Below are 21,338 nucleotides of genomic sequence, written 5' to 3' on the forward strand. Positions count from 1 at the left end.
GTGAGCCCGGGGGCTCACCTTTCTTGCTATAGAAGGAATTAGTTCTTGATCATTTGACGCAGAACCGTTTGCAGGATACCGCCGTTACGGTAGTAGTCAACGTCCACGAGGGAGTCGAGGCGTACGATAACTTTGAACTCGACTGTCGAGCCGTCTTCTTTCGTAGCGATAACCGAAACGAGATCGCCAGGCTGAACATCGTTCGAAAGACCAACGATATCGAAGGTTTCGAAGCCAGTCAGACCAAGTGCCTGCCAGCCTTGGCCAGCTTGGAACTGGAGCGGAAGTACGCCCATGCCAACCAGGTTGGAACGGTGGATACGTTCGAAGCTCTCCGTAATAACGGCTTTAACGCCGAGGAGGAACGTACCTTTAGCTGCCCAGTCACGGGAGCTGCCTGTACCGTACTCTTTGCCGCCGAGTACAACCAGGTTTGTTTTGTCCGCTTGGTATTTCATCGAAGCTTCATATACGGAAGTCACTTCGCCTGTAGGCTGGTAAGTCGAGAAGCCGCCTTCTGTACCAGGAGCGATGTGATTGCGGATACGGATGTTCGCGAATGTACCGCGAACCATAACTTCGTGATGACCGCGGCGGGAGCCGTAGGAGTTGAAGTCTTTCTTCTCAACGCCGTTAGCGATCAGGTATTTACCGGCTGGAGCATCTGGACGGATGCTGCCTGCTGGCGAGATATGGTCAGTTGTAACCGAGTCGCCAAGAGCAAGCAAAGTTTTCGCTGCTTTGATGTCTTCAACGTCGCGGATGCCGTCAGCAAGGCTGTCGAAGAACGGAGGGTTGGCGATGTAAGTCGAATTCGGATCCCACTCGTACAGTTCGCCTTCCGGTACCGGAATCGCGTTCCAACGTTCGTTTTGCGTATATACGTTTTCGTATTTCGCCTGGAACATTTCAGGAGTCAGGGATGCGCTGATGGCATCGGCGATCTCTTGGTTTGTTGGCCAGATGTCTTTCAGGAAGACAGGTTCGCCTTGCGGATCGAAGCCGATTGGCTCGCTAGCGAAATCAATGTTAACTGTACCAGCCAGCGCGTAAGCAACAACAAGCGGCGGCGATGCCAGGTAGTTCGCTTTGATTTGGGCGTGGATACGGCCTTCAAAGTTACGGTTACCGGACAATACGGCAGCTACCGTCATGTCGTTGTCAGCGATCGCTTGGCTTACGTCGTCCGGCAATGGACCGGAGTTACCGATACATGTCGCACAGCCGTAACCGGCAACGTGGAAGCCGAGTGCTTCGAGGGACTCGAGCAGGCCAGCTTTTACGAGATAGTCGGTAACAACCAGGGAACCTGGAGTCAGCGAGCTCTTCACGTATTCAGGCTTCACGAGACCGCGAGCGACAGCTTTCTTCGCTACAAGGCCTGCGCCTACCATTACGCTAGGGTTGGAAGTGTTTGTGCAGGAAGTGATCGCGGCGAGTACAACTGCGCCAGCTTTCATCTCGCTTACTTTGCCGTTAGCGTGGTTGATTGTAACGACTTCTTCCGTTTTCTCCTCAGTCAGGCCATAACCGCCTTTGTCCACTGGCTTGCGAACGATTTCGTTCCAAGCTTCCTTCATCGAAGTCAGCTCGATACGGTCTTGCGGACGTTTAGGACCGGCAAGGGATGGAACCACAGTCGACAGGTCGAGTTCAACCACTTCAGTGAAGACAGGGTCCGGCGTAGCGTCCGTACGGAACATGTCTTGAGCTTTGTAGTAAGCTTCAATAAGAGCGATTTGCTCTTCTGTGCGGCCTGTTTGGCGCAGGTAGTCGAGCGTAGTTGCATCAACCGGGAAGAAGCCGATTGTTGCGCCGTACTCAGGAGCCATGTTCGCAACCGTTGCACGGTCAGACAGGCTGATGTTGGACAAGCCGGAACCGAAGAACTCGACGAATTTGCCGACAACGCCTTTTTTGCGAAGCAATTGCGTGATGGTCAGGGCAAGGTCAGTCGCCGTAGCGCCTTCTGCCAGGCTGCCAGTCAGTTTGAAGCCGATAACTTCAGGAGTTACGAAGTAGAGCGGTTGGCCAAGCATGCCGGCTTCCGCTTCGATACCGCCAACGCCCCAGCCAACGATACCAAGACCGTTGATCATGGTTGTGTGGGAGTCGGTACCAACGAGGGAGTCCGGGAATACGAAAGTTTCGCCGTCAACCGTCTTTGTAGCCGCAACGGAGGCCAGATACTCGAGGTTTACTTGGTGAACGATACCTGTATCCGGCGGAATCGCACGGAAGTTATCGAATGCTGTTTGCGCCCAACGGAAGAACCGGTAGCGTTCAGCGTTCCGTTCGAACTCGATGCGTTGGTTGATTTCAAGCGCGTCCGGGGAACCGAATGCATCAACCATGACGGAGTGGTCGATAACGAGATCGACAGGTACAAGCGGGTTGATTTTTTTAGGGTCGCCGCCTGCTTTTTTAACCGTTTCGCGCATTGCCGCAAGGTCAACGACTACTGGTACGCCAGTCAAGTCCTGCAGTACGATACGGGATGGGATGAAAGGAATTTCTTTGTCGTCGCGGTTAGCCGCCCAATCTGCGAGTTGTTTGACATGCTCTTTCGTGATGCCGCGGCCGTCAAATTGACGAACAGCGCCTTCGAGCAATACTTTGATTGAAAATGGAAGCTTGGAAATGTCGCCGAGCCCTTGCTTTTCAAGTTCCGGCAGGCTGTAGTAAGCGTAGGACTTGCCGCCGACTTCCAGGCTGGACCGTACGGAGTAATGGTCTTGATTTGCCATGTTCGGGTATTCCTCCTTGAATGAAGTTGACGATTTTGTTGTTTCATTCTGTGAAACTCTATTTCAAAAATCGTTATGTCTTTATTATAGCTCGAGATGTGAGGTTCGTAAAGCAGATTCAGACCGACAATCGCGGAAATTCACGGATTTTTCGAGCGGGCAGCCGGCGGAATGCATCATTGCTTTCCCTAGTCACTTACTATTGTATAGCAGTTGCGATAGAACTTCGTTATAATGGACATGATGTCTTCATGAGAAGGAGAGTTGGACATGACAACAACGAAAAAGCTTGGCAACGTCAAGCTGTCTATATTGGACCTTGCGCCGATTGTCGAAGGCTCCACGGCCTCGGATGCCTTGCGCAACAGCCTCGACCTTGCCCGGCATGCCGAAAAATGGGGCTATACCCGTTATTGGGTAGCCGAGCATCACAGCATGCCGGGAATTGCCAGCTCGGCGACGTCATTAGTAATCGGGCATATTGCGGGCGGCACATCGACCATTCGCGTCGGCTCCGGCGGCATTATGCTGCCGAACCATGCGCCGCTTGTGATCGCGGAGCAATTCGGTACGCTGGAGTCATTGTATCCTGGGCGCATTGATCTTGGGCTTGGCCGCGCGCCGGGCAGTGACCGTCAGACGATGATGGCGCTTCGCCGCGACTTGCACGGCGGGGAGAATTTCCCGGCGATGCTGGAGGAGCTCCGAGGCTACTTCCGCGGTCCGGAATCGGAAAAGGCGGTACGCGCGGTGCCGGGCGAAGGCCTGGATGTGCCGATCTGGCTGCTGGGCTCCAGTGATTTCAGCGCAAGGCTGGCCGGCGAGCTAGGCTTGCCGTTTGGCTTCGCGAGCCATTTCTCCCCGGACTTTACTCTGCCGGCGCTTGATATTTACCGCAGCAGCTTCAAGCCGTCGGCTTATCTGGATAAGCCGTACGCGATGGTTGGCGTAAACGCCATCGCGGCCGATACGGACGAGCATGCGGAATGGCTTGGCACAACGCTCGAGCAGCAGTTCCTGAATTTGATCCGCGGCGGCGTGCCAAGAAAGATTCAGCCGCCGGCCGATCTGGAAGGCTTCGCGAATCCGTATGAGCTTACGGCCGTGCGCAATCAGCTTCGCACGGCGATCAAAGGCAGTCCGCAGACGGTTGAAGCAAAGCTGAACGCGTTTATCGAGCAGACCGATGCGGATGAAGTGATCATTAACTGCGCGATTTACGATCATCAGGAGCGGCTGAAATCCTACGAGCTGATTGCTCAGCTCGGGTTAATCGGAAGCAAGGAATAAGCGGTGAGAGCAGCCTTCTGGGCTGCTCTTTTTTTGTGCTTTGCCGCATCGTTAAGAAGCGGGAAAAGGCTTGGAATAGGCGTAAAATAGGCAATATGCGGGGGCTTAACGATGTACGGCATCGTTAAGGCATGCGAAAGGGCGATGCTGGTGGTCTTAACGATGTGGCGCATCGTTAAGAAGCGGGAAATGGTGAAACAGGCGCAAAAGGGCCAGCAGGCGGGGGCTTAATGCTGCACCGCATCGTAAGGACAGGTAACAAAATAAAGCTTCCCCCAAACAGAAAAGCAGCAGCAGATTAGCCTGCTGCTGCTTTTCTATTATCGTCTAACGGAGGTTGGGAACATCAACTTCCGGATTCGTGTCTGCTTCGTAGTCGATTCCGTCGGTCTCGAAGCCGAACAGCTGGAAGAATTCGCGGCGGTAGCCTTCAAGATCGGAAAGCTCGTAAACATTTTCCGAGGTAATTTCGCTCCACAGCTTGTCTACGGCAGCTTGCACGTCTTCCCGCATCTCCCAGTCATCCATGCGGATGAGGCCTTTTTCGTCAACCGGCGTAGGGCCGTCAACATACAGGCGGGTAGCGAACATGCGGTACATTTGCTCGATGCAGCCCTCGTGAATGCCTTTCTCCTTCATCACTTTGAAGAGCGCGGAGATATACAGCGGCACGACCGGAATGGCGGAGCTGGATTGCGTAACGAGTGCTTTGGCAACGGCTACATAAGCGCGTCCGCCCGTAGAGGACAGCTGCTCGGTCAGGTTATGCGCCGTAGCTTCCAGATCGTTTTTGGCACGGCCGATGGTACCGTCACGGTAAACCGCATGCGTAATTTCCGGGCCGATGTACGAGTAAGCAATCGTAGTGGCGCCTTCAGCCAGAACGCCCGCCGCCTGCAGATCATCAATCCACATTTGCCAGTCTTCTCCGCCCATAACGGTAACCGTCTGGCTGATTTCTTCTTCCGTAGCCGGCTCAATCGTAGCTTCGGATACAACGCCGTTATGGAAGTTAACGGTTTTGTTCGAATACGATTGACCAATCGGTTTGATCACCGAATTGAACACTTCGCCGGTCTTCGGATGAACGCGGCGCGGAGCCGCAACGCTGTAGACAACCAGATCAACGGAGCCAAGCTCGGTGCGGATCAGATCGATTGTTCTTGCTTTGGTCTCGTCGGAGAATGCATCGCCGGTGAGGCTAAACGATTTGAGGCCGGCTTCCGCGGCAGCTTTCTCGAAGGCAGCGGAGTTGTACCAGCCTGGCTTTGCTGTGCGGTTGCCTTCCGCGCCTTTGCTGGTAAAGACACCAATCGTATTCGCGCCAGCGCCAAACGCCGCAACGATACGGGAAGCAAGGCCGTAACCCGTAGACGCACCGATAACAAGCACATTGCGAGGCCCTTTTAATTTCGGTTGAGACTGTACGTATTCCACTTGGCGGTTAACTTGCTCCGCGCATCCAGCCGGATGGGCGGTCGTGCAAATAAAGCCGCGGGATTTCGGTTTAATGATCATATGGTAAAATCCTTTCTTCCTTAAAATCATAATTATAGATTCAGTCCAATAAGACAAGCCATTTCTCATTTTACCGATTTTTAGCTCTAAAGGGAAGTTCACGCACAAAGGAAATCATAAAAAACGGGGCTAAACCCGTTGAAACAGCGAATGCTGCGGGTTCAGCCCTGTGCGTGTAAGTAATGAACGGCTATCTAGTATCGGCCGGCGATTTGCTGCTCTGCCATTTGAATCAAGCGTTTGGTAATCGTTCCGCCAATAGATCCCATATCCCGAGTAGTCATATTGCCGTAGTAACCGTCAGCGGGAAGCTGGATGCCAAGCTCTTGCGCGATCTCGAACTTTAGCTGTTCAAGCGCTGCTCGTGCATTCGGAACCAATAAGGATTTGCGGTTAGCCATTCGATCATGCCTCCTAAAAAATGGTCGGAATTAGACGTTTGTTTATTTTTGTTATTATGCGATGCAAAAGTAAGAATTATCCGTAAATTCCTCCATTCTTTACCTTCGCAGGAATGGTTTATACAGGGCAATGACTGTAATCCGGCCAAGTTGCATAAACTGGATATATTCCATACTGTAGGAGATGTGATACAGATGAAGGATTTGTTCGGAAGAGCCGTATCGTTTGGACTGGGGTTTGCGGTGACAAGCAAGGAGCAAGTAGAGAAGCTGGCGGAGGAATGGGTGAGAAAAGGCGAAATCACCAAAGCCGAATCATCCGTCTATGTCGATGAACTGCTGAAAAAAGGCGAGGAAACACGCAATAAAATCGAAGAAATGATCCGCGAACGCGTTCAATCCATCATTGGCGAAAAATACGTAACAAGAGAGCAATACGAGCAGCTGGAGCAGCGGGTAAAGGCGCTGGAGCATAAAGAAACACCAGTGGACTGATCTGAGGCGGATGTATGAGCGTGAGATCAAAATTCCGTCACTTGCAGCGTTATCGGGAGATCGCGATTGCTTTTGTCCGAAACGGCTTCGGGTATATCGCTAAGGATTTGGGACTGCCGGATACGGGACTTGTGCTGCGCGGCGGTGAAAGGCAGGGCATTCGCAAACGCGGAGTCGGAGAACGGCTTCGCATGATTCTGGAGGAGCTTGGTCCAACCTTCGTTAAGCTTGGCCAAATGGCGAGCATACGTCCCGACCTGATTCCTGCCGGCATTATTGCGGAGCTGGAGCAGCTGCAGGATCATGTTCAGCCTTTTTCGTATTTGGAAGCCGTACATATTATTGAAGATGAGCTGGGTTCGCCGCTCGAGCAATTATTTGCCGAATTCAGCGAAGAGCCGCTGGCTTCCGCGTCGATTGGGCAGGTGTACAGGGCCAAGCTGGCCGACGGTACGGTAGTAGCGGTCAAAGTGCAGCGCCCGCATATTCAAAAGGTCATCGAGACGGATCTCGATATCCTGTCGGAGCTGGCGAGGGTAGCGGAGCATCGCCTGGAATGGGCCCGCAGCTACCGGGTCCGCGACATGATCGATGAGATTGCCCGGGCGCTTCGCGCAGAGCTCGATTACGGGCTGGAGGCGCGGAACGCGGAGCGCTTCTCGGCCCAGAGCAGCAGGCTTGACGGTATCATTATTCCTGCCGTCTATTGGGAGTATTCAAGCAAACTGGTTCTGACGATGGATTATGTGGAAGGCATCAAGCTATCCGACAGCGAGCGTCTCGAGCAGGGTGGCTATGACCATAAAAAGCTGGCGGAGCGGTATTCCAAAGCGATCTTTCACCAGGTGCTGGTGGACGGCTTTTTCCATGGGGATCCGCACCCGGGTAATGTGCTGGCTTTGCCTGACGGGAATCTGGCTTTTCTTGATTTCGGGATGGTTGGACGGCTTACACCGGACATGAAGCAGCATTTCGCTACCTTTGTCATCGGTTTGCGCAATCAAAGCACAAGTACAATCATCCGGGCGATTAACGGAATGGGCTTTATTCCCGACCATACGGACAGGAAGGCACTCCGGGCTGACGTGGACGAAATGAGGGACAAATATTACAAGGTTCCCCTTAGCCAGGTCAAAATCGGGGAGTCGGTGAATGAGCTGTTCGCGCTTGCTTTCCGCCATGGAATACGAATTCCGTCCGAGCTTACCTTGCTAGGAAAAACGTTTCTCACCCTGGAAGGGGTAGTGACGGCGCTTGACCCGGACTTCAGCGTGTTTGACGTGGCCGAGCCGTTTGGCCGGAAGCTGGTCATCGAGAAGCTGGATCCGCGGCGGATCGCTCGCAAATGGTTGGATGATATTCCGGACTATCTGGAGCTGCTCTCGGATGTTCCCCTAAGCCTGCGCAGCGTGCTCAATATGATGCGAAGGGGCCGGCTGGGGCTTGATCTTGCCATTCCGGAGCTAAATGCCGTGCTGAAAAAGCTGGATCAGATCAGCAACCGGCTCAGCCTCAGCATTGTGCTGCTCTCGTTCAGCATTATTATGGTGGGCCTCATTATCGGCTCATCAATGGGGCATCAAAGCACGCTGCTGTGGGATATTCCGGCGATTGAGATCGGATTCGGGATTGCTTCGATTCTGTTTGTGTGGTTAATTGTTGCTATCATACGGAGTCGGTAGATTATTTATTGATTAGGAATAACGGAATGTATCTCCTTCCAGCCGCTGTTGTCAGCCCTTACCTTTAACAATTTTTAAAGGAGGGTAAAGTGCGTGGCAAAGCATAAAAAGGAGCAGGGGGGATTCCCTGCTCCTTTGCTTTTGAGAAAAGATTATACTCTTCTGCGGTTGAAATAATTGATGAACAGACAAGCCAGAAGCAAGACAAGGATTGCGATGCCGGCCGTAATGGCTTCTTTAGAGTTATCCTGCATAGGCTGGTTGCCCATGCCCATGCCGCCGAAACCGCCGCCTAGAAGCCATCCGGCGGCTGGCCTATTGCCGTATATTAGATGGACAGCTTCTGGCCGGGCTCGAGGAGCTGGCCTTTCAGTCCTTTTGCTTCCAAAGCCTGAACGAAGGCTTCCGCATCCTGGCGGATAATCGGGAAGGAATTGTAATGAACCGGGATTGTCAGCTTGGCGCCGAACCACTCGGCCGCTTGAAGGGCATCTTCGGGGCCCATCGTGAAATGGTCGCCGATTGGGATAAGGGCAACGTCAATGTTATGGCGGTCGCCGATCATTTTCATGTCGCCATACAACGCTGTATCGCCGGCATGGAGAATCGTTTTGCCGTCTACGGTAATGATGTAGCCGCCCGGCATGCCGCCATAAATAATGCGCTGCTCCTCCGCGATTGTAATGCCCGAGCTGTGGAAGGCTTGAATCATTTTGGCTTTGGCAAAGCCAAGGTCGACCGTTCCGCCGATGTTCATGCCAATCGTCTCAAGGCCTTTCCAGGACATGTAGGTGGCAAGCTCGACGTTCGCAACAACGGGCGCTTTGTTCGCGCGGGCGATAGGCTCCGCATCCAGGATATGATCCATATGGGCATGCGTCAGCAGGACCGTGTTGACCTTAATGTCTTCCGGCTTCGTTACGGCAAGCTCGTTGCCTCGAAGGAACGGATCGATTACAAGCGAGTTTTCGCCGGAAGTAATTTGGACACAGGAATGGCCGTGAAAAATAATATCAGTCATTGTAGCAGCTCCTTAATGGTTGTTTTGTTGGACAAGTCTCGTGGTAAGTTTAACGCGTACGCTGGATGGATCGGTGACGAAGGCAGCGCCTTCCTGCTCTTCAACGGAAATGCCCGCGGCAAGAAGCCGTTCAAGAACCGACGACAGTTCGCCGGAATCGGGATACACGATCGTGAAATAGTCTAGTCCGGTTGATTGAGGGGACGGGGCGGGAGCTCCGATGCCAGCCCATACGTTGAGCCCGATATGGTGATGGTAGCCTCCTGCAGACACGAACAGCGCACGCATCTGGGCATAATCGCCGACAGTATCAAAGCCTAGCAGACCGTTGTAGAAGGCTCTCGATTCCGGAATGCCCACCGTGTGAAGGTGAACATGGCCCATGACGGTTTCAGGCGGCAAACCTTTCGCTATATCTTCTTCGCCGGCTTCCTGCAATAGACCTTCCCAGTCGATAGGATCGGTTGCCATTACGTAATCTCCGTTAGCGTCGCGCTTCCATTCGGATCTTGGACGGTCGGCATAAATCTCGATTCCATTGTGGTCGGGATCGGATAGGTACAGCGCTTCGCTGACCAGGTGGTCGGCTTGACCAAGCGGGATGCGGTGAGCGAGCAACCGCTTAAGGACGAGGCCAAGCTCCTTGCGATTTGGGAGCAGCAGGGCATAGTGGTACAACCCGGTTGTTCCTCTGCGCTCAGGCGCCACGACGGCATCCGGTATTTGCTCAAGCAGAACGAGAGCTGTCTTGCCATCAGCCGTTAACGCGGCAGTCGTGCTCGCCTGCTCCAGAATTCGCAGGCCAATAACCTCGGTGTAGAAGCCGAGAGATTGCGCCAGATTGCTGATCTTGAGCTTTACAGCGCCAAGAACGGTATCCGGATGGATGCTTGTGGACATGATGTAGCCCCCCTTCGCCTAGTTACTTTTTGTAAATAAATATAAATAATATATTTAGTGTTGTCAAGTTATGAGTTAATGAAAACCAGGATACGGTCGAGGGGTAGGTGCGCCGGAGGCAGCTTATGTACCTGTGTTAGTGTGGAATAAAATCGCGAATAAGATACGCGGCCGTGCTTGATCCGGTTGGGGAAGACCGCCGAATAAGAGGGAAAATCTTGTTACAGCGAGGTTTGGGGAGGCTGGAGGGGCGTTAAGCGGGGGGGAGCGTCCGCTATCATGCGGCGCTAAATATAAAAGCCCGCGCAATGGCGGGCTTGGCGGAATTTATTTATTTGATGAGTCCGGCATGAACGAGACCGTTGCGGATGCCGCTGTCGCTTACATGCGTCGTAATGTAATTCGCGAATGGCTTAAGCTCTTCATGGGAGTTGCCCATCGCAATGCCAAGGCCAACAACCTCGAGCATTTCTTTATCGTTCAGACCGTCGCCGAACGCAACCGCTTCTTCCGGAGCGATGTTGAGCAGCTTCAGCAAGGCCTTAATGCCTTGCGCCTTGGAGCCGTCAACCGTAAGCACGTCCATTGCCGTCTCGTGCCAGCGGATAAAGCGGAGTCCCGGATTGGCTTCGCCGTATAGATGCTCTTCATCAGCGGTGCAATGCAGGAAAATCTGATAGACGTCTTCCTTCTGCCAGAAGTCCGGATCAAAGCCCGGCTGCGCAACGCGCAGCGATGCTACGGAATTAAACACATGCGGGTGGGATTCCGTATTGCGGTAGAACGAATCATGTCCTTCGAATACAAGGGTATGATTGTGAGCGGAAGCATGGCTGACCAGGGTTTCCACGTCTTCCCGCGGAATAGGGCGCCGGTAGATAGCTTCTCCTTTGTATACGACATACGCGCCATTCAGGCTGACATAAGAATCAATGCCAAGCTGCTCGGCAATCGGAGCGAAAAAGTATGGCGCTCTGCCCGTTGCGATAACAGCGGGAACGCCGCTCGCCTGCAGGTCGCGAATCGCATCGATCGTATCCTGCGGTATTTGTTTTTCTTCATCCAATAATGTGCCGTCGATGTCAAAGAAAGCAATTTTGTATGGCATAAGCTAACCTCTCCTATCCCTATTTGCGGTTTCATCTATATATTGACGTACTATAACACCGAATTCCGCGATTAGGCAAGCTTTAAAGGCTGGGAGACCGCGCCGAGCAATGTGAACATTTTAAATGAATCGGCGCAAAGAAGTAGGAGTTAGGCGCATTATGCGATATAATCAGATGGGTATCTATAATTGGGAAATAAGGAGAATGCACGCAATGGAAAAAACATTGATTTTCGGGCACAAAAATCCGGATACGGACACAATCTGCTCCGCGATTGCCTATGCCGAACTGAAATCGAAACTTGGTTTTAACGTTGAAGCCGTACGCCTTGGCGACGTTAACGGCGAAACGCAATATGCTCTCGACTATTTCAAGACTGCAGCTCCGCGTTTTGTTGAGACCGTAGCAGGCGAAGTAAACAACGTTATTCTGGTTGACCATAACGAGCGCCAGCAAAGCGTTTCCGATATTGATCAAGTTCGCGTCGTTGAAGTTATCGACCACCACCGTATCGCTAACTTCGAAACCGCGGCTCCCCTGTACTTCCGTGCCGAGCCTGTAGGCTGCACAGCGACAATCCTGAACAAGCTGTACAAAGAAAACGGCGTTGCGATCAGCAAAGAAGCCGCTGGCCTGATGCTGTCCGCTATCATCTCTGACTCCCTTCTGTTCAAATCGCCTACTTGCACGGAGCAAGACGTCGCGGCAGCCCGCGAGCTGGCTGAAATCGCCGGCGTTGACGCTGAAGCTTACGGTCTGGAAATGCTGAAAGCCGGCGCCGATCTCCGCGATAAAACAATCGAGCAGCTTCTGTCGCTTGACGCGAAAGAATTCTCGATGGGCAGCGCGAAAGTTGAAATCGCTCAGGTTAACGCGGTGGATACTAACGACGTTCTGGTGCGTCAAGCGGATCTGGAAGCAGCAATCAACGAAACGATCGCGAAAAAAGGTCTGGACCTGTTCGTATTCGTTGTTACCGACATCCTGAACAGCGATTCCATCGCTCTGACGCTGGGTGCAAAAGCGAGCGCTGTCGAGCAGGCTTACAACGTTACCCTGGAAGGCAACAAAGCACTTCTGAAAGGCGTTGTATCTCGCAAATCGCAAATCGTTCCGGTTCTAACCGAAACGCTGAGCAAGTAATGCAGCGAATCGTTTCTGGTTCTAACCGAAACGCTGAGCAAGTAATACGCAATATAATAGAAGAAAGAGGTTGTCCCTAGTGGAACAACCTCTTTGTTTCTTCTTGCTGCCGTCGCCGCTACTTCAGCCTCAGCACCATATTTTCTTCATCCCAATATTGATCCTGCGCTTTCATGGCATTCCGTTCAATGCCGAACACCTCAAAACCGCAGCTGGCATAAAGCGCTTTGGCCGCCGCATTTTTCGAAATAACGGTCAGATTAATCTGCTCGAGTCCATCCAGCTTTACGGCTTTATGAATCAGCTCCATCATCAGGCGCTTGCCAGTCCCTTGACCGCGTGCCTCCGGTGCGACATACATCGCGTAGACATTCCCTTTATGAAGGATCTTTGGTTTACTCTCTCTTACAAAAGTAACCATACCTACCAGCTTGCCCTCTAGAAACGCGCCTAACGTGAAGCGTCCTTCATCCGGCTTCAGCCCGCTTGCGATCTCGGTAAGCGATCTTACGACCTGAATTTCGTAGGTGGTCAGGAACGCTTCGGGACTTTCAAGCAGGGACTGCAGACGAAGCTCATGATAGGCTTCAACATCGGCTTCGGTTAAAATTCTAATGTCCACTATGACACCTCCACTATTGATTGAAATTCCATGAGGAGGGGAGCATTCCTTCGCCATGCCAATAAAAAAATGGCTGAGCTTTAGGCTCAACCATTTTTAAAGTTCAGTTAGTTAACGACACGGCGTGCGGTTACGTATTTGTTGGACCAGTAAGAGCTGGTCATGTCGGATACGGTAACGCCTTGGCTTGTGGAGCTGTGAAGAATTTTTTTGGAGCCGGCATAAATCGCCACGTGGCTGATGCTGATGCCGTTTGTGCGGAAGAATACAAGATCGCCCGTGCTTAATTCCGTCTTTGGAACTTTTTTGCCGACCGTTGCTTGCTCGGCCGCTGTGCGTGGCAGGTTAACGTCAAGGCCTGCAAACATGAATTTCGTAAAGGACGAGCAGTCAAAGGCATATGTAATTCCGACTGGAGCGCCGTATTTGTAAGGCACGCCTAAGTAATTTTTACCTTCGCTGATCAATGCCAGCGTTTTCTCCGTTGCAGCGTTTGCATGATTTGTTGTAGTGGCAAGAGTGAAGGCCGATGCAGCGATTGTTGCAACCAGGCTAAATGTCATTAATTTTTTGAGGGACTTGAATGTGTTTTTCATGGTAGTATGGTTTCCTTTCGCTTGGAAGTTCATTCGAATATAGATTCCATCTTTCGCTGAAATTACTATAACATAACCGAAACCGCACAAAATTTTACAATTAGAGCGAAAGATCAATGAATTGTAAAGAAAGACACCTTTATGAGAAATAAATGAGAATCTCTTTAGAAAAGCTCTCAGAAAAGTCTCCTCAGAAAAATCTCATCTTCTTGACGAGTCATAGCGGAGTGAAATATAATTAGGTAGCCTATTATTAAGAGTACTAAAATAATTAGCGGCTTACTTATTTAAAGGGTGAGGTGATCAAATGGCCGGCGGTGGAGAAGAGACCGCAGCACGAAGACTGATTGAAGTATTTATGCTGTTCAACAAGATGAACTGGAACCATCAGCCGATGGATCTGAAGCAGAAGCACAGCGAGCTACGGCTGCTAGTTGTAATCAAGCGTATGGGCAATGGAGAAGAAGGGGTCAAGGTATCCGATTTAAGCAAATTTCTAAAGGTGACGTCACCAACGGTTACGCAGCTGCTTAACCGGCTTGAAGAGATGGGGCTTATTGTCCGCAAAGAGGATCCGAGAGACAGAAGAGCGGTCCGCGTGTCCCTGACGGAAGAGGGTGAATTGACCGCCAAAAAGGCGCTGCAGGGTTTTATGCAGCGGATGAACGGGCTCGTTGATTTTTTGGGCGACGAGGATACGGAGCAATTAATCCGTCTGCTCAGGCAGACAACTACTTATTTCGAACAAATGAATCTGAACGATTCAAATGGAGATGATGTTAACAAATGCTGAAATTATTCCGCTATTTAAAGCCGTTTCGGCTTTTTGTAATCGGTGTCTTGGTCTTTGTCTTCTTGCAGACCTTATCTGACTTATACCTGCCAACCTTGATGGCGGATATCGTGGATAAAGGCGTATCCCAAGGCGACAAGTCTTATATTTGGAAAATCGGAGGCTTCATGCTGCTTGTTGCGGCAGGAGGCGGCATTTGCTCCGTGCTGGCCAGTTATTTCTCCTCGAAATCCGCAATGGGTTTCGGACGGGATGTCCGCAGCAAGGTGTTTAAGCATGTCGAGAACTTCTCGCTGCAGGAGTTCGACAAGATTGGCACAGCTTCGCTGATTACGCGGACAACAAACGATATTACGCAGGTACAGCAAGTGCTTATCATGATCCTGCGAATGATGATTACCGCGCCAATGATGTGTATCGGCGGGATCATTATGGCGATCTCGAAGGATGCCAAGCTGTCGCTTGTTTTTGTTGTCGTTATTCCGGTACTGGCAGGCGCGATCTTCCTGGTCGTGCGCAAAGGCATTCCGTTGTTCAAAGCGATGCAAGTGAAGATCGATAAATTGAACCTGGTATTGCGCGAAGGCTTGACGGGTATCCGCGTTATCCGTTCGTTTGACCGGATCAGCCACGAGAGTAAGAAATTCGACGCGGCAAACGCCGATCTGACGGATACGGCAGTGCGCGTAAATAAAATCATGGCGGTCCTTATGCCGCTGATGATGCACTTCTTTGTCGGACAGCGTTGGCACCATATCGAGCACTTCATTTATACGGACAGACGATGCTTGCGCGCGAGGAATCATAATCAGCATCATCGACATCATGAGTAGCGAGAACATGATTTGCATGCCGTACTGGATAAAAGCCATCAGCGAACCGATTTGCATATTGCCATGGTCAATGCGGATACCGCCGATCGCAATAATGACGATCGTCGAAATGTTCATGATCCGCCTTGGGCAATCATGGAATCGTAGCCCTGCTCCATCCGGCCGATAAACTCGGACGCCTGCGCGATAGCCGCGGCATGGGCAACTTCCTCATCGGTTGCATCCTCTTGCCCGTAACGGATATTTTCCGCTACCGTTCCCGTAAAGAGAACCGCCTTTTGCGGAACAAAGCCGATTTTATGACGGAGATCCTCTTGGGACATATCTCTAATGTCCATGCCGTCAACCATAATCTGACCCGCATCCACGTCATAGAAACGCGGAATCAAGCTGACCAGCGTGGATTTACCCGCACCGGTACCGCCGATTATGGCAGTGATTTCGCCTGGGCCCGCCTGGAACGAAATATCCGACAACGCCGGTTGTTCCGCGCCCGGATAGCTGAAAGTCACCCCGCGGAATTCCAGATAGCCTTCTTTGCCGTTGTTTTTCTTCGTATCCGGCGGGCAGAAGCAGCGCTTGTCCATTGCGCGGGCATTGGTCAGAAGGCCGGAGATTTACGTGTTCGACGACAGCTTCTCGGCGCTGGACTTCAAGACGGATGCGAAGCTTCGGGCGGCACTGAAGTCTGAAGTAGGCCATTCGACCGTTATGCTGGTTGCGCAGCGGGTAAGCACGGTTATGGATGCGGACCGCATTATCGTTCTTGATGAAGGACGCATCGCGGGGATTGGCAACCATAAGGAGCTTATGCAAACTTGCGAGGTTTACAAGGAAATTGTATCTTCGCAGCTGTCAGAGGAGGAGATTGCATGAGCCAGCAAAAAGGAAACGGCCGCCCTCCAGGCGGACCCGGCAGAGGCCCGGGCATGGGTGGTCCCGGCGGATTCGGGATGCCGGTGCAAAAGGCGAAAAACTTCAAAGGAACCCTGTTTCGTTTAATGGCTTATTTGAAGCCGCATCAAACGAAGCTGTTGCTGGTGCTGCTTACCGCGATTTTGAGTACGGTATTCAGTATCGTAAGCCCGAAAATCATGGGTCATGCGATGACCAAGCTGGCCGAAGGCTTTATTGCCAAGCATATCGATTTTGATGCGATAAACCAGATTCTGCTTATTCTCGTCGTTCTCTATATCATCAGTTCGGTATTCAGCTACATTCAGCAGTATCTGATGGCGGGCGTAGCCCAGAATACGGTTTACGATTTGCGCAAGCAGGTGAATGCGAAGTTCAACCGGCTGCCGCTGAAATATTTCGACTCCAAATCCAATGGCGAGATCTTGAGCCGGGTCGTCAACGACGTGGACAATATCGCCAATACGTTGCAGCAAAGCTTAACTCAGCTGATTACGTCCGTTATTACGCTTGTCGGCATTATTATTATGATGCTCACCATCAGCCCGCTGATGACCTTGATCGTCTTCCTGACGATTCCGCTCAGCTTGGCAGCGACGGCCGTTATCGCGAAGCGCTCGCAGAAATATTTCGTGAAGCAGCAGGCGGAGCTTGGCAAATTAAACGGACACGTGGAAGAGATGTATACCGGACACAAGATCGTTAAAGCTTTTGGCCGCGAGCGCGAATCCATGGAAAAGTTCGAAAAGATGAATGAGCAGTTGTACGATGCAGGGTGGCGCGCCCAATTCATCTCCGGCATTATTATGCCGATCATGAGCTTTATCGGAAATATCGGATATGTATTTGTCAGCATCGTCGGCGGTATCCTCGTGACTAGACGCGCGATTGAAGTCGGGGATATCTTGGCCTTCATTCAGTACACCAGACAGTTCACTTGGCCAATCACGCAGCTGGCGAATATCTCGAACGTTATTCAATCGACAATCGCCTCCGCGGAACGCGTCTTCGAGCTTCTGGACGAGGAAGAAGAAGTGACGGAAGCAAATCCCGCGAAAACGATAACCCGTCCGAGCGGTTCCGTGCACTTTGATCATGTGAAATTCGGTTATACAGCCGATAAAACCCTGATCGATAACATGAACATCAATGTGCTGCCCGGTCAGACCGTGGCGATCGTAGGTCCAACGGGGGCAGGCAAAACGACGCTCGTAAACCTGCTCATGCGGTTCTACGAGCTGAATGACGGGAAAATCACGATTGACGGCGTTAATATTACGGATTTGAAGCGCAGCAATCTGCGCGGCATGTTCGGTATGGTGCTGCAGGATACATGGCTCTTTAACGGCACAATCCGCGACAATATCGCGTATGGCCGTGAAGGGGCTACCGAGGAGGATGTCGTTAACGCAGCGAAAGCGGCCCATGCCGACCACTTTATCCGGACGCTGCCAGACGGTTACGACACGATTCTTAACGAAGAGGCGTCCAATATTTCGCAAGGACAAAAGCAGCTTCTCACTATTGCCCGGGCAATTCTGGCCGATCCGTCCATTCTGATTCTCGATGAGGCGACCTCCAGCGTCGATACCCGGACAGAGGTCTACATCCAGAAGGCGATGGGCCATCTGATGGAAGGCCGTACAAGCTTCGTTATCGCGCATCGTCTGTCCACTATCCGCGACGCGGACCTGATTCTGGTCATGAACCAAGGCTCGATTATCGAGCAGGGTACGCATGAGGAGCTTCTGGAGCAGGGCGGCTTCTATGCGGATTTGTATAATAGCCAGTTTACGGGGAAGGCGATTGAGGCTGTGTAGTTTTAAAAGCAAGGGATTACGGGTTTGTATCTCTTCCGGCCGCTGTTGCCATCGTGAAATTTTGAATTAACTCGTTTTCAACGAGATTTCACGAATGGCAAAGGCGAACGCTTACAAGCTTTCTGCAAGAAAGCTGCTTCGAAAGCATATGCTTTCCTCCAGAGATACAAACCCTCCATCCCCCTATACCCTTAGACTACAATAGCCTCAAATTTAGCCTCCCCGTAATGGCTATTGGTTGAGGGAAGACGATTAAAAGAGAAAGCGTTTAAGCTGCGCTTTCTCTTTTTGTTTTTTAAGGTCATAAAAGGCAGTGATGCGCAACAAATGTTATCGGATGACGTCTTAATAGGTAATTCCAAAGATAGGAAAATGATAAGTGGGGGTACACCATGTGAGAAAGACCTTTATTTTCATTGTTGTGGTTGTTTTAATGGGAGGCTCGTATCTGTACCTTCGTTTTGGACCATTGTCGCCACAGCATGCATTGAAAAAACAATTGGAACAGATTATTGAAGTTCATGATCAAGTATCTATTCAAGCTCTTTCATTAGACAAACCAACAATGGAATATTTACTTGAGTTGCCGATGGATACAAAAGTTGAATCTGCAACGGATTTTCAAGGAGGTTCAAAACAAGTGGGTTATTTGGTTAGCAAGGTTGGGACCAAGCCGCTTCATGTATATATGACATCGGCTACCAACTCCATATACCATAAGCTTTTTCCTAAATGGACTTTATATAAAATAACAACGGCGCCAAACGGAACATTACCATCCATTCGTGATCTTCAAAAGACTGTTGTATCGGAAAGAAATCAACACGGGACGGAGAAATTAGAAGCGGATAAAGGCGACTTTATTGTTGGAAAAACAGTCGATAGTAACATACCGAAAATTTACGTCGTACATAATATCTCGGAAAAAGAAGCAAGGACAAAGTCCCTTTCTGACTTTTTGACGAATGAGGATAAGGACGATGTGATGATCTACCATGTAAAAGATATTCAGCTTTATAATGACCTTAATATTGGCGAGAAGGTAATGGTAAAAGCAGCGGGGTATATCATGCAATCGCAGCCGCCTCAAGCGGTAGCCGAAGAGATTATTAGATTGAAAGGAGGATGGTAGGCGTGTCCAGAACTATAAATCTATTTATTGGGTTTATCGTTGGAGTAATTCTAATGATACTACCTCAGCCTCATATTTTCGTTATTAGCGATTTGTTGAATGCATTAAGCGGGGGAGACATCATTGACGGTCCAATTCATAAACTTTTGGGAACGATAGGTTTCGTTCTCGTATGTGTATTTGGATATAAAATAGTTACATCGGTTCTTCGCGAGAATTAAAATATAGCAACGGAAAGCAGGGGCGAGACGCAAGTTGACTCAATCGGATACTTATGCCGTATACATGAGAATGTACAGCTAAAGAGATTACCTTACTAACAAATAAATAGGGGAGTGAGAGCAAGAGATGAAGCCAGTTCGAAACTCAGCTAAAGCTATTATTATGGAGGACCAGAAAATATTATTGACGGTTAATAAGGATGATGAGGGGCTTTTCTATTTGTGTCCAGGCGGCGGACAAGAGCATTCCGAGAGTTTGAGGCAAGCGGTAGTAAGAGAATGTCTCGAGGAGATTGGAGAAGAGGTAGAGGTTCAAGATCTTGTCTACATACGTGAATATATCGGCAGGAACCACAATGACGGCGATTCAGGAATGCATCAGGTTGAATTTTATTTCGAGTGTGATCTGGTTTCCCCAAATCCAACCTTTGAGCATGTGTCTGTTCCGGATGAACATCAAGTAGGAGTTGAATGGATGGAAATTAAACGGCTGGATGAGATCCGATTCTACCCAAGCGAGTTAGGGAAGAGAATTAAAAATAAAGATAAAAGCAGGCATTATCTGGGTGATGTGAATTAGATAGGAGCATGGATTGTGAAGGTCGTAAACGCAACGAAAGAGGATATAAAGCAGTGGTTGATATTGGCTGCTGAAGTGGAAGAGTTGTTTGGACCGATGGTGAATGATCCATTGTTTGTTCGGACGCTTGAACGCAATATTTGCGAGGGCAGGGCATTTTGCATACGGGAAAATGACGGGGTGCCTGGAGAACCGTTGCTTGGAGGCATCCTGATCTCAACGAGAAATGCTCCTTCCTATAAGATAGGCTGGCTGGCAGTATCTGAAAAGGCAAGAAATCAAGGAGCGGCCTCCGCGCTTATGAGGCATGTCCTTGAACTTTTTCAATCCCCGGCAGAGGTGTCAGTCGTTACGTTTGGCGAAGATTTGGAGGGTGGACTTCCGGCAAGAAAGCTGTACGAAAAGTTTGGTTTTGTACCTCAAGAAGATCCCATTCCGCGTGGACCGGAAGGCGGCGGCAGGCAGTTATACATATTAATGTTGGATTAAAGAGGAGGGGATGCCATGAGACTTGAAGAACATCAGATTTCTGAATTGTACAACAGTCTAGCGGCGGCAGAACAAGATGAATTAATCAGGCTGCTATCGAAGGCTTTTAAAACTGAAATTTCGCTGATGCAGGAAGCATTGGCCTCCATGCCTCTGGAACAATTGATGCCTATGAGAGATATCGTTCGCGGGTATGTATTAACGAAGAAAAATGTGCCTAGTATCATGGATGCTTATACTGCGCTTGATACGGGCAAGCTGCCAAGGAAGATCTCGTTTGGCCGTGGACGGGAGCCGGCTGACCATGCGGATTAAAGCGGTACTCTTTGATCTGGACGGGACGTTGCTCGACCGCGATGCCTCATTGGCTTTGTTTATCGATGATCAATATGAACGTTATCCGGCGTTTCAGAAGGTAGCCAAGGATATTTTTGCGAAGCGGTTCATTGAACTTGATCAGCATGGCTATGTGTGGAAGGATAAGGTATATCAGCAGCTGTTGGCGGAATTCCAGATTCCAGGCTTACGGTGGGAAGAGCTGCTGGACGATTATTTGAAGTCGTTTCAACAGCATTGCGTCGGGTTCCCTCATCTCATTGAGATGCTGTCCTCTATAAAAAGCCGCGGAATCAAAATCGCCCTTATTTCAAACGGTTACGGCCAATTTCAGTACGATAATTTCAAAGCATTAGGCATTAGTCCCTTTTTCGACGAGGTTCTTATCTCGGAATGGGAAGGGCTGCGCAAGCCGGATCCGGCTATTTTTCAAAGAGCTTTGGACAAGCTTGGCGTGAAGGCGAAGGATGCCGTTTTTGTCGGCGACCACCCGGATAGCGATATAAGAGGCAGCCGTGCGGTTGGCATGAAGGCTGTGTGGAAGTACAACCCTTACTTTTCTCCCGATGTTGAGGCGGATGGCGTTATTCATGATTTGGATGAACTACTCAAGTTTGTATTTCCAGCTGCCGGTTTATCGTTTAAGTAATATTCGATCAAGAACATGAAGGTGAGTTAGGCGAAGAGATTCGCCT

19 protein-coding genes and 4 pseudogenes are annotated in these 21,338 nt (G+C 50.5%); 13 read left to right on the plus strand and 10 right to left on the minus strand.

The window, feature by feature from the left end; translation table 11 throughout:
- Positions 1 to 38: 38 nt before the first annotated feature.
- Positions 39 to 2,747: an aconitate hydratase AcnA gene (acnA, locus tag EV294_RS04005; RefSeq protein ID WP_132304026.1), complete on the minus strand. Its 2,709-nt coding sequence runs from the start codon at positions 2,745 to 2,747 to the stop codon at positions 39 to 41.
- Positions 2,748 to 3,017: 270 nt separating this feature from the next.
- Here acnA and EV294_RS04010 point away from each other — a divergent pair, with 270 nt between their 5' ends.
- Entirely contained in the window at positions 3,018 to 4,037 is a 1,020-nt protein-coding gene (locus EV294_RS04010) for an LLM class flavin-dependent oxidoreductase (protein ID WP_132304028.1), read from the plus strand.
- Positions 4,038 to 4,364: 327 nt separating this feature from the next.
- Here EV294_RS04010 and fabV read toward each other — a convergent pair whose 3' ends face one another.
- Both fabV and EV294_RS04020 read right to left on the minus strand, forming a co-directional pair.
- The gene (gene fabV, locus EV294_RS04015) at positions 4,365 to 5,555 is read right to left on the minus strand and encodes an enoyl-ACP reductase FabV (protein ID WP_132304030.1); all 1,191 of its coding nucleotides are present in this window, start codon (positions 5,553 to 5,555) and stop codon (positions 4,365 to 4,367) included.
- A gap of 194 nt (positions 5,556 to 5,749) precedes the next feature.
- Positions 5,750 to 5,956 (minus strand): alpha/beta-type small acid-soluble spore protein, encoded by a 207-nt coding sequence (locus EV294_RS04020; protein ID WP_132304032.1) that lies wholly within the window; start codon positions 5,954 to 5,956, stop codon positions 5,750 to 5,752.
- Between the two features lie 195 nt (positions 5,957 to 6,151).
- Here EV294_RS04020 and EV294_RS04025 point away from each other — a divergent pair, with 195 nt between their 5' ends.
- Together EV294_RS04025 and EV294_RS04030 are read left to right on the plus strand one after the other, a co-directional pair.
- The gene (locus tag EV294_RS04025; RefSeq protein WP_132304034.1) at positions 6,152 to 6,451 is read left to right on the plus strand and encodes a phasin family protein; all 300 of its coding nucleotides are present in this window, start codon (positions 6,152 to 6,154) and stop codon (positions 6,449 to 6,451) included.
- Positions 6,452 to 6,465: 14 nt separating this feature from the next.
- Positions 6,466 to 8,133, plus strand: a complete 1,668-nt coding sequence (locus EV294_RS04030; protein WP_132304036.1) for an ABC1 kinase family protein — start codon at positions 6,466 to 6,468, stop codon at positions 8,131 to 8,133.
- A gap of 328 nt (positions 8,134 to 8,461) precedes the next feature.
- Here EV294_RS04030 and EV294_RS04035 read toward each other — a convergent pair whose 3' ends face one another.
- The 3 genes from EV294_RS04035 to EV294_RS04045 all read right to left on the minus strand — a co-directional run bounded on the left by EV294_RS04035 (position 8,462) and on the right by EV294_RS04045 (position 11,162).
- Positions 8,462 to 9,154 carry a metal-dependent hydrolase gene (locus EV294_RS04035; RefSeq protein WP_132304038.1) on the minus strand — a complete coding sequence of 231 codons (693 nt, stop codon included), beginning with the start codon at positions 9,152 to 9,154 and terminating at the stop codon, positions 8,462 to 8,464.
- Positions 9,155 to 9,166: 12 nt separating this feature from the next.
- On the minus strand, positions 9,167 to 10,054 hold the full coding sequence (locus EV294_RS04040; RefSeq protein ID WP_132304040.1) for a VOC family protein: 888 nt from the start codon (positions 10,052 to 10,054) through the stop codon (positions 9,167 to 9,169).
- A 331-nt stretch (positions 10,055 to 10,385) separates the two neighbouring features.
- On the minus strand, positions 10,386 to 11,162 hold the full coding sequence (locus EV294_RS04045; RefSeq protein ID WP_132304042.1) for a Cof-type HAD-IIB family hydrolase: 777 nt from the start codon (positions 11,160 to 11,162) through the stop codon (positions 10,386 to 10,388).
- Between the two features lie 214 nt (positions 11,163 to 11,376).
- On the opposite strand from EV294_RS04045, the gene EV294_RS04050 reads away from it, so the two are divergent.
- Complete coding sequence (locus EV294_RS04050) at positions 11,377 to 12,306, plus strand: manganese-dependent inorganic pyrophosphatase (protein WP_132304044.1); 930 nt, start codon at positions 11,377 to 11,379, stop codon at positions 12,304 to 12,306.
- 118 nt (positions 12,307 to 12,424) lie between these two features.
- Here EV294_RS04050 and EV294_RS04055 read toward each other — a convergent pair whose 3' ends face one another.
- Positions 12,425 to 12,928 (minus strand): GNAT family N-acetyltransferase, encoded by a 504-nt coding sequence (locus EV294_RS04055; RefSeq protein ID WP_132304046.1) that lies wholly within the window; start codon positions 12,926 to 12,928, stop codon positions 12,425 to 12,427.
- A gap of 107 nt (positions 12,929 to 13,035) precedes the next feature.
- Positions 13,036 to 13,524 carry a C40 family peptidase gene (locus EV294_RS04060; protein ID WP_243711559.1) on the minus strand — a complete coding sequence of 163 codons (489 nt, stop codon included), beginning with the start codon at positions 13,522 to 13,524 and terminating at the stop codon, positions 13,036 to 13,038.
- Between the two features lie 307 nt (positions 13,525 to 13,831).
- Here EV294_RS04060 and EV294_RS04065 point away from each other — a divergent pair, with 307 nt between their 5' ends.
- Complete coding sequence (locus EV294_RS04065; protein WP_132304050.1) at positions 13,832 to 14,317, plus strand: MarR family winged helix-turn-helix transcriptional regulator; 486 nt, start codon at positions 13,832 to 13,834, stop codon at positions 14,315 to 14,317.
- Positions 14,311 to 15,042, plus strand: a pseudogene (locus EV294_RS04070) (ABC transporter permease); the annotation flags it as partial. The gene EV294_RS04065 and the pseudogene EV294_RS04070, both read left to right, overlap by 7 nt.
- A 9-nt stretch (positions 15,043 to 15,051) precedes the next feature.
- Here EV294_RS04070 and EV294_RS31060 read toward each other — a convergent pair.
- Positions 15,052 to 15,270 (minus strand): annotated as a pseudogene (locus tag EV294_RS31060) (ABC transporter ATP-binding protein); the annotation flags it as partial.
- Positions 15,267 to 15,683, minus strand: a pseudogene (locus tag EV294_RS04075) (ATP-binding cassette domain-containing protein); the annotation flags it as partial. The pseudogenes EV294_RS31060 and EV294_RS04075, both read right to left, overlap by 4 nt.
- A 22-nt stretch (positions 15,684 to 15,705) precedes the next feature.
- Here EV294_RS04075 and EV294_RS04080 point away from each other — a divergent pair.
- The 7 genes and pseudogenes from EV294_RS04080 to EV294_RS04110 form a co-directional block, all read left to right on the plus strand.
- Positions 15,706 to 16,026 (plus strand): annotated as a pseudogene (locus EV294_RS04080) (ATP-binding cassette domain-containing protein); the annotation flags it as partial.
- On the plus strand, positions 16,023 to 17,885 hold the full coding sequence (locus EV294_RS04085; protein ID WP_132304052.1) for an ABC transporter ATP-binding protein: 1,863 nt from the start codon (positions 16,023 to 16,025) through the stop codon (positions 17,883 to 17,885). The pseudogene EV294_RS04080 and the gene EV294_RS04085, both read left to right, overlap by 4 nt.
- A gap of 394 nt (positions 17,886 to 18,279) precedes the next feature.
- Complete coding sequence (locus EV294_RS04090; protein WP_132304054.1) at positions 18,280 to 19,017, plus strand: DUF3221 domain-containing protein; 738 nt, start codon at positions 18,280 to 18,282, stop codon at positions 19,015 to 19,017.
- Positions 19,018 to 19,365: 348 nt separating this feature from the next.
- Positions 19,366 to 19,818 carry an NUDIX domain-containing protein gene (locus EV294_RS04095; RefSeq protein ID WP_132304056.1) on the plus strand — a complete coding sequence of 151 codons (453 nt, stop codon included), beginning with the start codon at positions 19,366 to 19,368 and terminating at the stop codon, positions 19,816 to 19,818.
- A gap of 15 nt (positions 19,819 to 19,833) precedes the next feature.
- Positions 19,834 to 20,307, plus strand: coding sequence for a GNAT family N-acetyltransferase (locus tag EV294_RS04100; RefSeq protein ID WP_132304058.1), 474 nt, complete (start codon positions 19,834 to 19,836; stop codon positions 20,305 to 20,307).
- A 15-nt stretch (positions 20,308 to 20,322) separates the two neighbouring features.
- Complete coding sequence (locus EV294_RS04105; protein WP_132304060.1) at positions 20,323 to 20,622, plus strand: hypothetical protein; 300 nt, start codon at positions 20,323 to 20,325, stop codon at positions 20,620 to 20,622.
- A complete protein-coding gene (locus EV294_RS04110) occupies positions 20,612 to 21,292 on the plus strand; it encodes an HAD family hydrolase (protein WP_132304062.1) in 681 nt (226 codons plus the stop codon). Before EV294_RS04105 ends, EV294_RS04110 begins: the two co-directional genes overlap by 11 nt.
- Positions 21,293 to 21,338: the final 46 nt, after the last annotated feature.

The organism is Paenibacillus sp. BK033 (assembly GCF_004345425.1).
Lineage (GTDB): Bacteria > Bacillota > Bacilli > Paenibacillales > Paenibacillaceae > Pristimantibacillus.